Genomic DNA, 15,428 nt, shown 5'->3' on the forward strand with positions numbered 1-15,428 from the left:
TGTGATCGAGTCTGATGTGGTCGAGACCATCGGGACGGACGCCGGTACCGCCCGCGTCACCTGGCACCGTTCGGCGAAGGCGCGGCTCGTCCTCGCCGTGAGCCATGGCGCGGGCGGCGGCATCGAGGCCCGGGATCTCCGGGCGCTCGCCGAGGTGCTCCCCTCCCACGGGGTGAGCGTCGCCCTCGTCGAACAGCCCTGGCGGGTGGCGGGGAAGAAGATGGCACCCGCGCCGAGGACGCTGGACGTGGGATGGCGGGGCCTGTGGCCGGCGCTGGAGCGGCAGGGGCTGCCCGTGGTCTCCGCGGGCCGCAGCGCGGGCGCCCGGGTCGCGTGCAGGACCGCGGTGGAGCTGGGCGCCGCGGCGGTGCTCGCGCTGAGCTTTCCGCTGCACCCCCCGGGCAGGCCGGAGAAGTCCCGCGCCGCCGAACTGCTCGGCGCGGGCGTGCCCACGCTCGTCGTCCAGGGCGGCAACGACCCGTTCGGGAAGCCGGAGGAGTTCCCGCCGGGCCCGTACGAGCTGATCGAGGTGCCGTGGGCCGATCACGGCTTCGCCGTCCCCAAGCGCGCCCGGCCCGGTCAGGAGGAGGCGCTGCGGATCGTCACGGACGGCGTAGCGCGGTGGGCCGCGTCACTCGGGTGACACCCGGGAATGCAGAGTCAGGGACTTCTGTTGTGCCGAGCAGACAGCACGGAGCGTGCTGCACCGTTGGTACGAGAGGAAGTCCGCCGCATGGGTTCGATCTTCTGCCCGAGGCGCAGCAGCCGCGCTGACCTGGACTGGACGGTGCTGCACGCGGGCAAGAACGCCCCGATTCGGGCGGCGGGCGGACAAGAAGTACATCCCTCCCCGACCGAAGGTCGTCTATCCTCCGATTCCAGTGGGACCGGTCTCGGTCTCGCTACGTCGCTGGAGGAGGTGGGTCCGGTCACTGGGACCGACGCAGGGACCGACAACGGCCAGGCGGAGCAGCCCGAGGGCCGGGGCACGAGCGACGCGACGGCGGAGACATCCGCCGAACGCACCGCGCGCTTCGAGCGGGACGCGCTCGAGTTCCTCGACCAGATGTACTCGGCCGCGCTGCGCATGACGCGCAACCCGGCCGACGCCGAGGACCTGGTGCAGGAGACGTACGCCAAGGCGTACGCGTCCTTCCACCAGTTCCGCGAGGGCACCAACCTCAAGGCGTGGCTGTACCGCATTCTCACCAACACCTTCATCAACTCGTACCGCAAGAAGCAGCGTGAACCCCAGCGCAGCGCGGCCGAGGAGATCGAGGACTGGCAGCTGGCGCGTGCCGAGTCGCACATGTCGACCGGGCTGCGTTCCGCCGAGTCGCAGGCGCTCGACCACCTGCCCGACTCGGACGTCAAGGAAGCGCTGCAGGCGATCCCCGAGGAATTCCGCATCGCCGTCTATCTCGCGGACGTAGAGGGCTTTGCGTACAAGGAGATCGCGGACATCATGGGGACACCCATCGGTACGGTGATGTCCCGGCTGCACCGGGGCCGTCGCCAACTGCGCGGCATGCTGGAGGACTACGCCCGTGACCGCGGGCTGGTCCCCGCCGGCGCCGGAGAGTCGAACGAAGCGAAAGGCTCGGGCTCATGAGCTGCGGAGAGCCGCACGAGACGGATTGCAGTGAGGTACTCGACCATCTCTACGAGTTCCTCGATCATGAGATGCCGGACGCGGACTGCACCAAGTTCGAGGTCCACTTCGAGGAGTGCTCCCCGTGCCTGGAGAAGTACGGCCTCGAGCAGGCCGTCAAGAAGCTGGTCAAGCGGTGCTGCGGCCATGACGACGTGCCCACCGATCTGCGGGCCAAGGTCATGGGCCGCATCGATCTGATCCGCTCCGGTCAGGCCGTGCCCGAGCACGACGTGACCGTGACGGCCCAGGAGTCCTGACCTCCCGCGCCCGCCGATGTCCGTGAGGACCGGCGCAGGCCGACCGTAAATCACCCGAACGTGCTAATCCGCGGGCCCAGAGCCCGCGGATCGGGCCATACCCGTTCCCGCGCCACCTGCCCCGCCCTAGGCTCCGGAGCCTGAGACGGGGGAGGTACGAGGAGATGGGTTCGGTTCCGGCGTGGGCCCGTGCGTACGTGGCCTGTGTCGTTCTCCTGGCTGTCGCCTGCCTCGCCCCCCTGTCGCACCTCCGGGTCCCCTGGTGGATCGTCGCGCTGCTCGCCGCGCTCTACGCGGGCTGCGGACGCGTCACGCTGCCGTCCCGGCCGCGCGGCGCCGGTACGCCCGCCGCCGGCGCACCCGGCGGCGAGACCGTCCAGGGAATGGGCACCTTCCTCCCCGTACTGCTGGCCGGGGCCTTTCTGCTGCCGCCGCCCGCCGCCGCCCTCGTCGCGCTGCCCGGGGCGCTGCTCGCCCGGGTCGAACAACGGCCGCGCGGACCGCGCCGTCTCTGGCGCGCGGCCCAGCTCGCCGTCGCGGTCTGGGCGGCCTCCCGGACGTACGGGGCGCTCGGCGGCCCGGCCGCGGTGCGCACGCCCGACTTCCCCTACGCGCTGGTGCCCGCCGGGGCCGCGGTGCTCACCTTCTGCGCCGTGCTCACCGTCCTCGACGGCGGGATCCTGGCGCTCGCCGAGCGCGTGCCGGCGCGTGTCGCCTGGCGCGGCCTCCTCGTCCGCTCGCTGGCACCCGTCGCCGTCCACGGACTTGCCGGGCTGATGATGGCGGTGCTGTGGCGCAGTCCCTACGGGCCCGTCGCCGCGCTGCTCGTCCTGCTGCCGATGTACGTGTCCTCCTGGGTCTTCGCCCAGTACCACCGTGAACGGGCCGCCCACCAGGCCACCATCCGCGCTCTCGTGCAGGCCGTCGACATCAAGGACGGCTACACCCGCGGGCACAGCGAACGGGTCGGCCGGGCGTCCGTGATGATCGCCCGTGAGCTGGGCATGGACGACGAGCGCGTCGAGGGGCTCCGGTTCGCCGGAATCCTGCACGACGTCGGCAAACTCGGGGTCCCCACGCGACTGTTGCGCAAGGACGGTCCGCTGACCCCCGAGGAGCGGCGGGTCATCGAACTGCATCCCGAGTACGGGCACGAGATGGTCCGGGGCATCGCGTTCCTCGGCGAGGCCCGCTCGGCGATCCTGCACCACCACGAGCGGCTGGACGGGAGCGGATATCCGTACGGGCTCGCGGGGCCGCAGATCCCGGAGTTCGCCCGGGTGGTGGCCGTCGCCGACGCGTTCGACGCGATGACGTCGACCCGGTCCTACAGCAGGGCCCGGCCGGTACCGGCGGCGCTGGAGGAACTGGAGCGGTGCGCGGGGGCGCAGTTCGACCCCCGGATGGTGCGGGCGCTGGTGCGGGCGCTCGGCCGGCAGGGCTGGCACCCCGCGGTGACCGCGGACGTCGGCCCCTTCGCGGCGTCCGGCCCCGGCGGCCCGCCGGGGCATCCCTCGGGCACCGTGGGGCGGAGGACGCCGTGAGCACCGCCGCTCCGCGGCACGGACTCTCGGTCCGCTCCGCCCGTCTCCCCGCGTCCGGCAGGACCCCCGCCGCGCTCACCGCGGTCCGCGCCGCGGCCCTCCTCCTCGCGGTCCTGTCCCTCGGCGTCACTCTCTGGGACGGCATCGACGAACGCGGGACGGCCCTGGCCTTCGGCATCCTCATCGCCGTCGGCGAGCTCACCCGGTGGAACGGCGCGGAGGAGCGCGAGTCGGCGCCCCTCGGCGCCGCCGGAGCCCTCGCCTACGCGCTGCTCGGCGAGAACGCCGGACACCGCACCGACCACGGCGCCCTCCAGGTCGTCGCCGTCGTCGTGGCGGCCTCACTGATCGGCTGCGTCCCGCACGTGGCACGGGGGCGCGGGCCCACGGCCGACCATCTCGCCCGCCGCGTCCTCACCGTCGCCTTCGCCGCCGTCTGTTTCCAACCCCTTTACAGCCAGGGCAGGCTGTCGGCGTGGGGCGGGCCGGCCCACGCCCTGCTGCTCGTCGCGCTGCTCGTGCTCACCACCCTGTGCGACGCCGTGCTCGCCGCGGCGACGGCCCATGTGCGGACCCGCTGGCCGTTCGGGCCGCTGCTGCGCGACGAACTGCGGGCCACCCCCGGGATCGGTTCGGCCGTGTGCGCGACCGGGGCCGTCATGTCGCTCGCGGTCGCGGTGGCCGGGCTGTGGGCGCTGCCCGTGTTCTCGCTGCCGCTGCTGCTCACCCAGCTGTCCTTCCGGCGGTACGCGGCCGTGCGGGTCACCTACCGGCAGACGATCGCCTCCCTCGCGCGGGCGACCGAGATCGCCGGGTACACCCCGGCCGGGCACGCCCGGCGGGTGGCCGCGCTCAGCCGGGCCGTCGGCCGTGAGCTCGGCCTGTCCGAGCCCGACCTCACCGTTCTGGAGTACGCGGCGCTGATGCACGACATCGGACAGCTCAGCCTGGTCGACCCCGTACCGGCCGGTGCCACCGCGGCGCTCCCCGCGCAGGACCAGCGGCGGATCGCGCTGCTCGGCGGCGCGGTCGTCCGGCAGACCGGGGTGGACGCCGCGGTCGCCGTGGTGGTGGAGCGGCAGGCGGACCCCTACCGGGAGCAGCCCGTCACCGCGCGCATCGTCCGGGCCGTGAACGCGTACGAGGAGATGTCCCGGGCAGCGGGGCCGGGAGGACCGCTGACGGCACTGGAGAAGCTGCGGCTGGCCACCGCCCGCGACTATCAGCCGGAGGTCGTCGAATCGCTGGCCCGGGTCCTGTCCCGACCCGGTCTGACCTTGCCCTGGGCTGGGTAACCCATGGGTAATGAGCGGCCGTCCGACGGTCCGTGGTTGGATGCGAGGAAGAGGGTGTTCGGGGGCACGGGCCGGCCCGGGCCCGCACTGCCTTCAAGGGACTCTTCAAAGGACCGGCAGGCGGGAATCGCAAGGAACTGGCAGGCGGGAATCGTGAGGATCTTCGGCAAGGGACGACACCGGCCCTCCGCCTCATGGCGGCAGGCCACCGACCGCGCGTTCACGTTGATCGGCGACGGGCGGTACGAGGACGCGGGAGCGCTGCTGACGCGCGCCGCCGACCTGGAGCCCTGGCTGTCCGAGTCCTGGTTCAACCTGGCCCTGCTGCACAAGTTCCGGCACGACTGGGAGCAGGCGCGGGCCGCGGGACTGCGGGCCGTCGCCCTGCTGGACCGGGAGACCGGCGCCCCTGACTGGTGGAACGTGGGGATCGCGGCCACCGCCCTCCAGGACTGGCCGCTGGCCCGCCGTTCCTGGCAGGCGTACGGGCTGCGGGTGCCCGGGGGCGCCGCCGTCTCCAGCGAGCCGGTCGGCATGGACCTCGGCAGCGCGGCCGTCCGGCTGTCGCCCGAGGGCGAGGCCGAGGTGGTGTGGGGGCGCAGGCTGGACCCCGCCCGGGTCGAGGTGCTGTCGATCCCGCTGCCGTCCTCGGGACGCCGCTGGGGCGAGGTCGTGCTGCACGACGGGGTTCCGCACGGCGAGCGGACCACCGCCGCGGGACACGCCTATCCGGTCTTCGACGAGATCGAGCTGTGGGCCCCCTCGCCGGTGCCCACCTGGGTCGTCCTCCTGGAGGCGGCCACCGAGGACGACCGGGACGCGCTGGAGCAGCTCGCCGCCGACGCCGGCTTCGCCGCGGAGGACTGGTCGTCGTCGGTGCGGCTGCTGTGCCGGATGTGCTCCGAGTCCCGGATGCCGTCCGACGAGGGCGACGAGGAACACCTCGACCCGCACGACCACAGCGAGCCGGGGCACCCGGGACCGCTCGGTCACCGCACCGACGGGCAGCTGTGGGTGCCCGAGCGGGAGTGCGGGCTCGCGGCACCCGCCTCGCTCGTGCGCGGTCTGCTCGACGGCTGGGTCGCGGACAGCCCGGACTCCCGTGACTGGCGGGATCTGGAAGAGGTCTGCTGAGTACGCCTTTAGGCTGTACTCGCAGAATTCACCGAGGTCTGAGGAAGGCGTACGTCGTCATGGCGCAGCAGGACACCGATCAGCAGCACGCGGGCGTGCTCCCCGTGGACGACGACGGGTTCGTCATCGACACCGAGGACGGCGAGGAGCGCGAGGCGGCCTACCGCGAGCGCGGCACCTCGCGGCCGATCACGGTGGTCGGGAACCCGGTCCTGCACAAGGAGTGCAAGGACGTCACCGACTTCGGGGCCGAGCTGGACCAGCTGGTCGCCGACATGTTCGCGAGCCAGCGCACCGCCGAGGGTGTGGGCCTGGCCGCCAACCAGATCGGCGTCGACCTGAAGGTCTTCGTCTACGACTGCCAGGACGACCAGGGCACCCGGCACGTCGGTGTGGTGTGCAACCCGAAGCTCGTCGACCTGCCGGCCGATCAGCGCCAGCTCGACGAGAGCAACGAGGGCTGCCTGTCCGTGCCGACCGCCTACGCGCCGCTCGCCCGCCCCGACTATGCCGAGGTCACCGGGCAGGACGAGAAGGGCAACCCGATCCGGGTGCGCGGTACGGGCTACTTCGCCCGCTGCCTCCAGCACGAGACGGACCACCTGTACGGATACCTGTACATCGACCGGCTCTCCAAGCGCGAGCGCAAGGACGCGCTGCGGCAGATGGCCGAGAACGAGCCCCGCTACGCGACCGTGGCGAACGACTGAACCACCACCTCGCCGTGCGCTCCGCACGGCTGTGACGCATATTGACAGGCGGGACGCACGACCCCTCGTGGGTGTGATCGAAACGGTGCCTGGGCAGGCGAACGTCCTGACCAGGCACCGTTCGCATGTGCGTCGGACGTTCGATCCCTTGTGCTCTCCCAGTGATCCAGAATCAGTCACGCAGGGGGAGATTCTCGGCACGGCGAGGTAGCCGGTAGGGCAAATCCGTTCCCAGAACGGTCAGTTGTGGTGCTGAATGGGAAGTGCGGGGATACGCAACGGCGCACGCCTGGCACAGCGGGAGGGGCGTGACGCCAACAGGCGGCTGAGAGGGGTTTGTTCGTGCATGCTTTCTCACACGGCTCTTCATCGACAGCGACCGCGGTTCCATCGGCGCTCTCTCTTCCGGTGATCGAGTCCGAGTTTCCCCGTCAACTGCACCCGTATTGGCCCAGGCTTCAGGAGAGGACCAGGGCCTGGCTCCTCGAAATGCGGCTGATGCCCGCGGACAAGGTCGAGGAGTACGCCGACGGACTGTGCTACACGGACCTCATGGCGGGCTACTACATCGGCGCCCCCGACGAGGTCATACAGGCGATAGCGGACTACAGCGCGTGGTTCTTCGTCTGGGACGACCGCCACGACCGCGACGTCATCCACGGCCGGGCGGACGCCTGGCGGAGGCTCAGGCTCCAGCTCCACGCGGCCCTCGACGCCCCGGAGAACCATCTGCACCACCGGGATCCCCTGGTCGCGGGGTTCGCGGACAGCATGGTGCGGCTGTACTCGTTCCTCGGGGAGAACTGGAACAAACGGTTCGCACTCCACTTCCACGCGGTGATCGAGGCGTACGACCGGGAGTTCCGGAACCGTACCTCCGGAACCGTCCCCACGGTCGCGGAATATCTCGAACTCCGCCGTCTCACCTTCGCGCACTGGATCTGGACCGATCTTCTGGAACCGGCCGCGGGCCAGGAACTCCCCGCAAAGGTGCGCCACCATCCCGCATTTCACCGGGCGGCACTGCTCAGCCAGGAATTCGCCGCCTGGTACAACGACCTCTGCTCGCTGCCCAAGGAAATAGCGGGCGCCGAGGTGCACAATCTCGGAATCAGTCTCATTCACCACAAGGGGCTGACGCTCGAAGAAGCCGTCACCGAATTGAGGCGGCGGATAGAGGAATGCATCGAGCAGTTCCTCCGCGCCGAGAAAGCAGCCTCACTGTTCGCCGACACGCTCGTGGACGGCACCGTGCGAGGAAAAGAGACGAGTGCCGCGTTAAGGGCCTGCCTCGAAAACATGCGGAACTGGTTCAGCTCCGTGTACTGGTTCCACCACGAGTCGGGCCGGTACATGGTCGACAGCTGGGACGACCGCTCCACACCCCCGTACGTCAACAATGAAGCGGCAGGTGAGAAATGACCGTCGAATCGGTACGACCCGAGGTGTCAGAGGTGCGGGAGCTGTCCGTCCCGCCCCTCGCCGGAGGCGGGGTGCCCGGTCTCGGGCACGGCTGGAAACTGGTCCGTGACCCGCTGGGCTTCCTCGCCCGGCTGCGCGAGCACGGCGATGTCGTCAGGCTCCGGCTGGGCCCCAAGACGGTGTACGCCGTCACCGCCCCGGCGCTCACCGGGGCGCTGGCGCTCAGCCCCGACTACGAGATCGGCGGCCCCCTGTGGGAGTCGCTCGAAGGGCTGCTGGGCAAGGAGGGCGTCGCCACGGCCAACGGGCCGCTGCACCGGCGCCAGCGGCGGACCATCCAACCCGCGTTCCGGGCCGACATCATCCCCGAGTACGGCCCGATCATGGAGGAGGAGGCGCGCGCGTTCGCGGCGCGCTGGGAGCGGGGGGCGGCCGTCGACTGCACCTCCGAGTCGTTCCGCGTCGCCGTCCGTGTCGCCGCCCGTTGCCTGCTGCGCGGGCGGTTCATGGACGAGCGCGCCGAGCGGCTGAGCCTCGCGCTCACCACCGTGTTCCGCGGTATGTACCGGCGCATGGTCATACCTGCGGGGCCGCTCTATCGGCTCCCGCTCCCGTCGATCCGGGCATTCGACCGCGCATTGGCCGATCTGCACGCGCTCGTCGACGAGATCATCGACGAGCGGCGGGCATCTGGTCAAAAGCCGGACGATTTGCTGACGGCATTGCTGGAAGCGAAGAACGACGACGGCGACCCCATCGGCGAACAGGAGATACACGACCAAGTCGTCGCGATACTCACCCCCGGCAGTGAAACCATCGCGTCCACGATCATGTGGCTGCTCCAAGTCCTGACCGAACATCCGGAACAGGCGGACAAGGTGGCCCAGGAGGTGCAATCCGTCACCGGAGACCGGCTTGTCGGATTCGGCGACGTCCGGAAGCTGCCGCACACGAACAATGTCGTCATCGAGGCGATGCGTTTGCGACCGGCTGTATGGATATTGACGCGCCGCGCGGTGGCCGAAACCGAACTCGGCGGGTATCGCATTCCGGCGGGTGCGGACATCATCTACAGTCCGTACGCGATCCAGCGGGACCCGCGGTCGTACCAGGAGCACCTGGGTTTCGATCCCGACCGCTGGCTTCCGGAACGCTCCAAGGACATCCCGAAGTACGCGATGCGCCCCTTCAGCGTGGGCAACCGCAAATGTCCGAGTGACCACTTCTCGATGGCGCTGCTCACCCTGGTCACCGCGACCGTGGCGTCCCGGTGGCGCTTCGGGCCGGTGTCCGGATCCAACGACGCGACCCGCGTCGGCATCACCCTGCGGCCGCACGAGCTGCGGCTGAAGGCCGATCCCCGCTAGGGCCCAGGGCCGGTCCCGCGCGGACCGGTCCCCGCCCCGCGCACGTCCGACGGCGCGCGTTCAGGCCGCCTTGGGGCCCCTGAACGTGCGCCGGTACGCCTGCGGAGTCGTCCCGAGGCTCCGGACGAACTGATGGCGCAGCGCCGCCGCGTTGCCGAAACCGGCGCGGCCCGCGACCGCGTCCATCGTCTCGTCCGAGGCCTCCAGCAACTCCTGTGCCAGCAAGACCCGCTGGCGCAGGATCCAGCGGTAGGGCGTGGTCCCGGTCTCCTGCTGGAAGCGGCGTGCGAACGTGCGCGGCGCCATGTGGGCGCGCGCCGCGAGCTGTTCGACGGTCGTCTCCTCGTCGAGGTGGTGCTGCATCCAGACCAGCACCTCGCCGACCGTGTCGCAGCGTGTCCGGGGCAGGGGCCGCTCGATGAACTGGGCCTGGCCGCCGTCGCGGTGCGGGGGGACCACCATGCGCCGGGCGATGGTGTTGGCGACCTCGGGTCCCTGTTCCTTGCGGACGATGTGCAGACAGGCGTCGATGCCGGCGGCGGTGCCTGCCGAGGTGATCACCGGGTCCTCGTCCACGTACAGGACGTCCGGTTCGATGACCGCCCGCGGGTACTGCCGGGCCAGCTCCTCGGCCTGCTGCCAGTGCACGGCGCAGCGCCTGCCGTCCAGGAGTCCGGCCGCGCCGAGCGCGAAGACCCCGGAGCACACGCTGAGCACCCGGGCCCCGCGGTCCACCACGCGGCGCAGCGACGTGAGCAGTTCGGGCGGATAGCCGCGTACGGCGTAGGTGTCCCCGGCGGGCACGACCACCAGGTCGGCCTCCTCGAGCCGGTCCAGGCCGTACGGGGTGGACACGGTGAACCCGGGGACATGGGTGTTGAGCGTCGGTCCTTCGGCGGAGACGACAGCGAACTCGTAGACGGGCAGCCCCTGATCGCTGCGGTCCAGGCCGAACACCTCGCAGACGACGCCGAGTTCGAAGGGATGCACGCCGTCGAGCAGGACGGCCGCCACGTTGTTCAGCATGTCCCCAGTGTGCCCGGCAAGTGGCAGTAATTCGAGGGGGTGCGGCAGTTCTGCCACTGACGGTAAGGAGTCAACGGCACGAGACTGGTGTCATGAACTCAGCGATGGACAACCTCGTCGGAATCCTTGCCGTCCTCGGGATCTTCACGGCCCTGGCGCTCCCCTCCCTGATCGGGCTGGCGCGTGAGCGGCGCGTCGACCGTCAGCTCAGGGCCGCCGCGGGTCCGAGCCGGGAGACCGGGCGGCGGCCGCGGTCTCACGCCCTCGTCACCACCACGGTGACCGTCCACTCCTGAAGGCCGTCGCAGGAGACCCGGGCGGGATCGCTCGGGCACCTCGGCCGGGACGACGTCAGCCGGACCGTCCCCGCCGAGACCGCCCGGTAGGCGGCGGACGCGTCGCCCGGCTGGAGGACGATGCCGCTGTTGGTGGCCTCCAGGGCGTCGCCGGCGGCCTTCACCGGCTCCCAGGGCCTGCGGGTGGTGCCGTCCAGGGTGACCCGGATCGTCTCGCCGGGCGCCAGACAGTACGTGTCCCCGGTGTCGGCGGCGCCGAGCTCGGCCCGCGCCGTGGCGCAGTCCCGTGGCGACGTGGTGGACGACGGTGCGGACGGCCGGGCGGGTGACGGTGACACGGTGACGCTGCCGGCCGTGTCGTCTCCGCTTCCCGTGCCGCAGCCCGCCAGGAGCAGGGGCAGAGCGGTGAGGGCGATGATCCGGATGGGGGTCCTTCGACGCATGGGGTGGCCTCCTCGCGGGTTGGACGTGCCATCGCCGGATCAGGATCCCTCCCCGTGGGACAGGGCCCCGGTCGCGATCGCGACCGGGGCCCTGTCCCCGTGTCCCCCCAGGTCGCCCGAGGGGCGGGACCCCGATCGGGTCCTCCGGCGGGCGGACGGTCAGAAGTCCTCGTCGAGGTCGACCGTGCCCTCCACCGCGACCTGGTAGGCGGACGGCCGGCGCTCGAAGAAGTTGGTCAGTTCCTGGACACCCTGGAGCTCCATGAAGGAGAACGGGTTCTCGGAGCCGTACACCGGGGCGAAGCCCAGCCGCTGCAGACGCTGGTCGGCGACGCACTCCAGGTACTGGCGCATCGACTCGGTGTTCATGCCCGGCAGACCCTCGCCGCACAGGTCACGGCCGAACTGCAGCTCCGCCTCGACGGCCTCGCGCAGCATGTCCGTCACCTGCTCCTGGAGCCGGTCATCGAAGAGCTCGGGCTCCTCCTTGCGGACGGTGTCGACGACCTCGAAGGCGAAGCTCATGTGCATCGTCTCGTCGCGGAACACCCAGTTGGTGCCGGTCGCCAGGCCGTGCAGCAGACCCCGGCTGCGGAACCAGTAGACGTACGCGAAGGCCCCGTAGAAGAAGAGCCCCTCGATGCACGCGGCGAAGCAGATCAGGTTCAGCAGGAAGCGGCGGCGGTCGGCCTGCGTCTCCAGCCGGTCCAGCTTCTCCACCGAGTCCATCCACTTGAAGCAGAACTGGGCCTTCTCGCGGATGGAGGGGATGCTCTCGACGGCCGCGAAGGCCGCCGTGCGGTCCTCGGGGTCGGGCAGGTAGGTGTCGAGCAGCGTCAGATAGAACTGGACGTGCACGGCCTCCTCGAACAGCTGCCGGCTCAGGTAGAGCCGCGCCTCGGGGGAGTTGATGTGCTTGTACAGCGTCAGCACCAGGTTGTTGGCCACGATCGAGTCGCCCGTCGCGAAGAACGCGACCAGCCGGCCGATCATGTGCTGCTCGCCCTGCGACAGCTTCGCGAGGTCGGCGACGTCCGAGTGGAGGTCGACCTCCTCGACGGTCCAGGTGTTCTTGATGGCGTCCCGGTAGCGCTCGTAGAAGTCCGGGTAGCGCATGGGGCGCAGGGTGAGTTCGAAGCCCGGGTCGAGGAGGTTCTTCTCGGACGCGGCCTTCTCGGTGTTCGTGTCGCTCATCACTGGCAGGCCTCGCAGGACTCGGGGTTCTCAAGGGAGCAGGCGACGGCGTCGGGGTCGGCCGCCTGCTGGACGGGGATGGCCGTCTCGGGGCGCGCCTGCGCCTGGGCGGCGCGGGCGATGCGGGTCGCGGGACGGGAGCGCAGGTAGTACGTCGTCTTCAGGCCCGACTTCCAGGCGTACGAGTACATCGAGGAGAGCTTGCCGATGGTCGGCGTCTCCAGGAACAGGTTCAGCGACTGGGCCTGGTCCAGGAACGGTGTCCGGGCGGCGGCCATGTCGATCAGGCCGCGCTGCGGGATCTCCCACGCCGTGCGGTACAGGTCGCGGACGTCCTGCGGGACCCAGGTGAAGCCCTGCACCGAACCGCTGGACTCGCGCAGCGCCTCACGGGTCTGCGCGTCCCACACGCCGAGCTTCTTCAGCTCGTCCACCAGGTAGGAGTTGACCTGGAGGAACTCGCCGGAGAGCGTCTCGCGCTTGAACAGGTTCGAGACCTGCGGCTCGATGCACTCGTACACGCCCGCGATCGACGCGATGGTGGCGGTGGGCGCGATCGCGAGGAGCAGCGAGTTGCGCATGCCGACCGCGGCGATCCGCTCGCGCAGGGCGGCCCACCGCTCCGGCCAGTTCAGCTCGACCTCGAAGTGGTCCGGGTGCAGCACACCGCGGGCGGTACGGGTCTTCTCCCAGGCGGGGAGCGGGCCGTTGCGCTCGGCGAGGTCCGCGGAGGCCTCGTACGCGGCGAGCATGATGCGCTCGGCGATCCGGGTGGACAGGGCGCGGGCCGCGGGCGAGTTGAACGGCAGCCGCAGCTTGAAGAAGACGTCCTGGAGACCCATCGCGCCGAGGCCCACCGGACGCCACCTGGCGTTGGAGCGGCCCGCCTGCTCGGTCGGGTAGAAGTTGATGTCCACCACGCGGTCGAGGAAGGTGACCGCGGTGCGCACGGTCTCGTCGAGCCGCTCCCAGTCGATGTCGTCGCCGACGACGAACGCGCCGAGGTTGACCGAGCCCAGGTTGCAGACCGCCGTCTCCCCGTCGTCCGTGACCTCCAGGATCTCGGTGCACAGGTTCGAGGAGTGGACGGTGTGGCCCGGCTCCGCCGTCTGGTTGGCGGTGCGGTTGGCGGCGTCCTTGAAGGTCATCCAGCCGTTGCCGGTCTGCGCGAGGGTGCGCATCATGCGGCCGTAGAGGTCGCGGGCCGGGATGGTCTTCCTGGCGAGGCCCGCCTCCTCGGCCTTGCGGTAGGCCGCGTCGAACGCGTCGCCCCACAGGTCGACCAGCTCGGGCACGTCGGAGGGGGAGAACAGGGACCAGGCGCCGTCCTCGTTCACCCGGCGCATGAACTCGTCCGGGATCCAGTGCGCGAGGTTCAGGTTGTGCGTGCGCCGGGCGTCCTCACCGGTGTTGTCGCGCAGTTCCAGGAACTCCTCGATGTCGGAGTGCCAGGTCTCCAGGTAGACCGCGGCGGCGCCCTTGCGCCGGCCGCCCTGGTTCACCGCGGCCACCGAGGCGTCGAGCGTCTTCAGGAACGGGACGATGCCGTTGGAGTGCCCGTTGGTGCCCCGGATCAGCGAACCGCGGCTGCGGATGCGGGAGTACGACAGGCCGATGCCGCCCGCGTGCTTCGACAGGCGCGCCACCTGGTGGTAGCGGTCGTAGATGGAGTCCAGCTCGTCGAGCGGGGAGTCGAGGAGGTAGCAGGACGACATCTGCGGGTGCCGCGTACCGGAGTTGAAGAGCGTGGGGGAGGAGGGGAGGTAGTCGAGGCGGCTCATGAGCCGGTAGAGCGCGCCGACCTCGTCCACGGAGCGGGCCGTGTCGTCCTCGGCGAGGCCGCACGCCACCCGGAGCATGAAGTGCTGGGGTGTCTCGACGACCTGACGGGTGATCGGGTGCCGGAGCAGGTAGCGGCTGTGCAGCGTGCGCAGCCCGAAGTAGCCGAAGCGGTCGTCGGCGGCCTCGGCCGAGGAGGCGGCGATCAGCGCGTCGAGGCGGGCCGTGTGCAGCCGGACGAACTCGGCCGTGCGGTCGGCGATCAGGCCCTCGCGGTGGCCGACGGCGACCGACTCGGAGAAGGTCGTGACGCCCTGGGAGGCGGCCTCCACGGCGATGCTGACGGTGAGGAGCCGGGCGGCCAGCCGGGAGTAGGCGGGGTCCTCGGAGATGAGACCCGCGGCCGCCTCGGTGGCCAGTTCGCGCAGCTCGGCCTCGTCGGCGCGGGCGGACCGGCCGCGCAGCGCCGCGGCGGCGACCCGGCCCGGGTCGGCGTCGGGGAGGTCGGCGGTGAGATCCGTCAGGGTCCGCAGCAGCGTGACTCCGGGACCGTCGGTCTCCACCGGGGCCTGCTGCGCGGTCACTGAAGCCGGATCGGCTGGCGCGATGGTCACGTGGGGCTCTCCCTCGCTCGGCACGGGGCCTGGCGGGGAGGCACGGGGCACACGGGAGCGCTCCTGGGCGGCAGCGCACCGCGTCCACCGGCCCATTCCGCGAGGCCCGGACGTCGTCGGCACCCGGGCCGGACGGCCGGGGCGCGCTGTCGGCAGGTCCTCGGACTGACACGGGTGCGGACGCGCGGGAACGCGGAAGCACACAAGTACACCGTTGCGGGACAGTTCCGGATTTGCACCGGATTCCCCTGCGGCGACAGCGACCATGAGCATACATCTTGTGCCGGGCTCCGGGAGTACCCCCACATGTTGTGTCAGGTCGACGTCGAGGGGCGTTACGGAGCGTGCCGGATCGTCAACTCGTAGGTGAGCGGCGGATGTCGTCGAACCCGGGAAAAGGGGGCACGGGCGCGCTCCGGGACGGGCGGGGCCGCCTCGCCCCGGCCGCGACGGCGCCGCGCGGGGCGCCCCCGGCGGGACGGACTCGTGCCGTGATCCCGCCCGCCGCCGGGTGCTCCTCGGGCTACGCGGGCCCGAGGGCGATGTCCACGCCGGCTGGTCCGCCCGCCCGCACGCAGGCCCGCCCGGCACGGCGACGGGCCGCCGGATCCCCGTCCGGCGGCCCGTCGTACGCCGCTGTGATGCCGTTCAGGACCCGTGGCCGTCACCGTGTCCGGTTGCCGGTCACCGACG

14 protein-coding genes and 1 riboswitch are annotated in these 15,428 nt (G+C 71.1%); of the genes, 10 read left to right on the plus strand and 4 right to left on the minus strand.

Annotated elements, in window-relative coordinates:
* Positions 1-4 precede the first annotated feature (4 nt).
* The 9 genes from ACFYW7_RS22885 to ACFYW7_RS22925 all read left to right on the plus strand — a co-directional run bounded on the left by ACFYW7_RS22885 (position 5) and on the right by ACFYW7_RS22925 (position 9,383).
* Entirely contained in the window at positions 5-643 is a 639-nt protein-coding gene (locus tag ACFYW7_RS22885; protein ID WP_389505580.1) for an alpha/beta family hydrolase, read from the plus strand.
* A gap of 276 nt (positions 644-919) precedes the next feature.
* Positions 920-1,612: an RNA polymerase sigma factor SigR gene (sigR, locus tag ACFYW7_RS22890; RefSeq protein WP_389505167.1), complete on the plus strand. Its 693-nt coding sequence runs from the start codon at positions 920-922 to the stop codon at positions 1,610-1,612.
* Positions 1,609-1,911, plus strand: a complete 303-nt coding sequence (gene rsrA / locus ACFYW7_RS22895) for a mycothiol system anti-sigma-R factor (protein WP_389505170.1) — start codon at positions 1,609-1,611, stop codon at positions 1,909-1,911. The genes sigR and rsrA overlap by 4 nt, the downstream gene beginning before the upstream one ends.
* Positions 1,912-2,075: 164 nt before the next feature.
* Positions 2,076-3,455 (plus strand): HD-GYP domain-containing protein, encoded by a 1,380-nt coding sequence (locus ACFYW7_RS22900; RefSeq protein ID WP_389505173.1) that lies wholly within the window; start codon positions 2,076-2,078, stop codon positions 3,453-3,455.
* The gene (locus ACFYW7_RS22905) at positions 3,452-4,750 is read left to right on the plus strand and encodes an HD-GYP domain-containing protein (RefSeq protein ID WP_389505175.1); all 1,299 of its coding nucleotides are present in this window, start codon (positions 3,452-3,454) and stop codon (positions 4,748-4,750) included. Before ACFYW7_RS22900 ends, ACFYW7_RS22905 begins: the two co-directional genes overlap by 4 nt.
* Before the next feature lie 153 nt (positions 4,751-4,903).
* A complete protein-coding gene (locus ACFYW7_RS22910; RefSeq protein WP_389505177.1) occupies positions 4,904-5,884 on the plus strand; it encodes a tetratricopeptide repeat protein in 981 nt (326 codons plus the stop codon).
* 59 nt (positions 5,885-5,943) lie between these two features.
* Complete coding sequence (gene def / locus ACFYW7_RS22915) at positions 5,944-6,594, plus strand: peptide deformylase (RefSeq protein ID WP_389505179.1); 651 nt, start codon at positions 5,944-5,946, stop codon at positions 6,592-6,594.
* A 342-nt stretch (positions 6,595-6,936) separates the two neighbouring features.
* Positions 6,937-8,016 carry an epi-isozizaene synthase gene (gene cyc1, locus ACFYW7_RS22920; protein WP_389505181.1) on the plus strand — a complete coding sequence of 360 codons (1,080 nt, stop codon included), beginning with the start codon at positions 6,937-6,939 and terminating at the stop codon, positions 8,014-8,016.
* Entirely contained in the window at positions 8,013-9,383 is a 1,371-nt protein-coding gene (locus ACFYW7_RS22925) for a cytochrome P450 (protein ID WP_389505183.1), read from the plus strand. The genes cyc1 and ACFYW7_RS22925 overlap by 4 nt, the downstream gene beginning before the upstream one ends.
* Positions 9,384-9,443: 60 nt before the next feature.
* On the opposite strand, the gene ACFYW7_RS22930 is transcribed toward ACFYW7_RS22925, so the two are convergent.
* Complete coding sequence (locus ACFYW7_RS22930) at positions 9,444-10,409, minus strand: helix-turn-helix domain-containing protein (protein WP_389505185.1); 966 nt, start codon at positions 10,407-10,409, stop codon at positions 9,444-9,446.
* A gap of 92 nt (positions 10,410-10,501) precedes the next feature.
* Between ACFYW7_RS22930 and ACFYW7_RS22935 the strand changes: the two genes are divergently transcribed.
* Complete coding sequence (locus ACFYW7_RS22935; protein WP_389505187.1) at positions 10,502-10,705, plus strand: hypothetical protein; 204 nt, start codon at positions 10,502-10,504, stop codon at positions 10,703-10,705.
* Here the strand turns inward: ACFYW7_RS22935 and ACFYW7_RS22940 are convergent.
* The 3 genes from ACFYW7_RS22940 to ACFYW7_RS22950 all read right to left on the minus strand — a co-directional run bounded on the left by ACFYW7_RS22940 (position 10,666) and on the right by ACFYW7_RS22950 (position 14,735).
* On the minus strand, positions 10,666-11,148 hold the full coding sequence (locus tag ACFYW7_RS22940; protein WP_389505189.1) for a hypothetical protein: 483 nt from the start codon (positions 11,146-11,148) through the stop codon (positions 10,666-10,668). The two genes, ACFYW7_RS22935 and ACFYW7_RS22940, sit on opposite strands and share 40 nt — an antisense overlap.
* Positions 11,149-11,307: 159 nt before the next feature.
* Positions 11,308-12,342: a ribonucleotide-diphosphate reductase subunit beta gene (locus ACFYW7_RS22945; RefSeq protein ID WP_389505191.1), complete on the minus strand. Its 1,035-nt coding sequence runs from the start codon at positions 12,340-12,342 to the stop codon at positions 11,308-11,310.
* On the minus strand, positions 12,342-14,735 hold the full coding sequence (locus ACFYW7_RS22950) for a ribonucleoside-diphosphate reductase subunit alpha (protein WP_389505193.1): 2,394 nt from the start codon (positions 14,733-14,735) through the stop codon (positions 12,342-12,344). Before ACFYW7_RS22950 ends, ACFYW7_RS22945 begins: the two co-directional genes overlap by 1 nt.
* 133 nt (positions 14,736-14,868) lie before the next feature.
* A riboswitch (cobalamin riboswitch) is annotated at positions 14,869-15,018 on the minus strand.
* Positions 15,019-15,428: the final 410 nt, after the last annotated feature.

The sequence above is a fragment of the Streptomyces sp. NPDC002580 genome (genome assembly GCF_042889485.1).
GTDB lineage: Bacteria > Actinomycetota > Actinomycetes > Streptomycetales > Streptomycetaceae > Streptomyces.

Excerpts from the sequence above, each read along its gene's own strand:
- ACFYW7_RS22930 (WP_389505185.1), bottom strand. The coding sequence starts at position 10,409 with ATGCTGAACAACGTGGCGGCCGTCCTGCTCGACGGCGTGCATCCCTTC.
- ACFYW7_RS22940 (WP_389505189.1), bottom strand. The coding sequence starts at position 11,148 with ATGCGTCGAAGGACCCCCATCCGGATCATCGCCCTCACCGCTCTGCCC.
- ACFYW7_RS22900 (WP_389505173.1), top strand. The coding sequence starts at position 2,076 with ATGGGTTCGGTTCCGGCGTGGGCCCGTGCGTACGTGGCCTGTGTCGTT.
- ACFYW7_RS22945 (WP_389505191.1), bottom strand. The coding sequence starts at position 12,342 with ATGAGCGACACGAACACCGAGAAGGCCGCGTCCGAGAAGAACCTCCTC.
- def (WP_389505179.1), top strand. The coding sequence starts at position 5,944 with ATGGCGCAGCAGGACACCGATCAGCAGCACGCGGGCGTGCTCCCCGTG.
- ACFYW7_RS22925 (WP_389505183.1), top strand. The coding sequence starts at position 8,013 with ATGACCGTCGAATCGGTACGACCCGAGGTGTCAGAGGTGCGGGAGCTG.
- rsrA (WP_389505170.1), top strand. The coding sequence starts at position 1,609 with ATGAGCTGCGGAGAGCCGCACGAGACGGATTGCAGTGAGGTACTCGAC.
- ACFYW7_RS22935 (WP_389505187.1), top strand. The coding sequence starts at position 10,502 with ATGAACTCAGCGATGGACAACCTCGTCGGAATCCTTGCCGTCCTCGGG.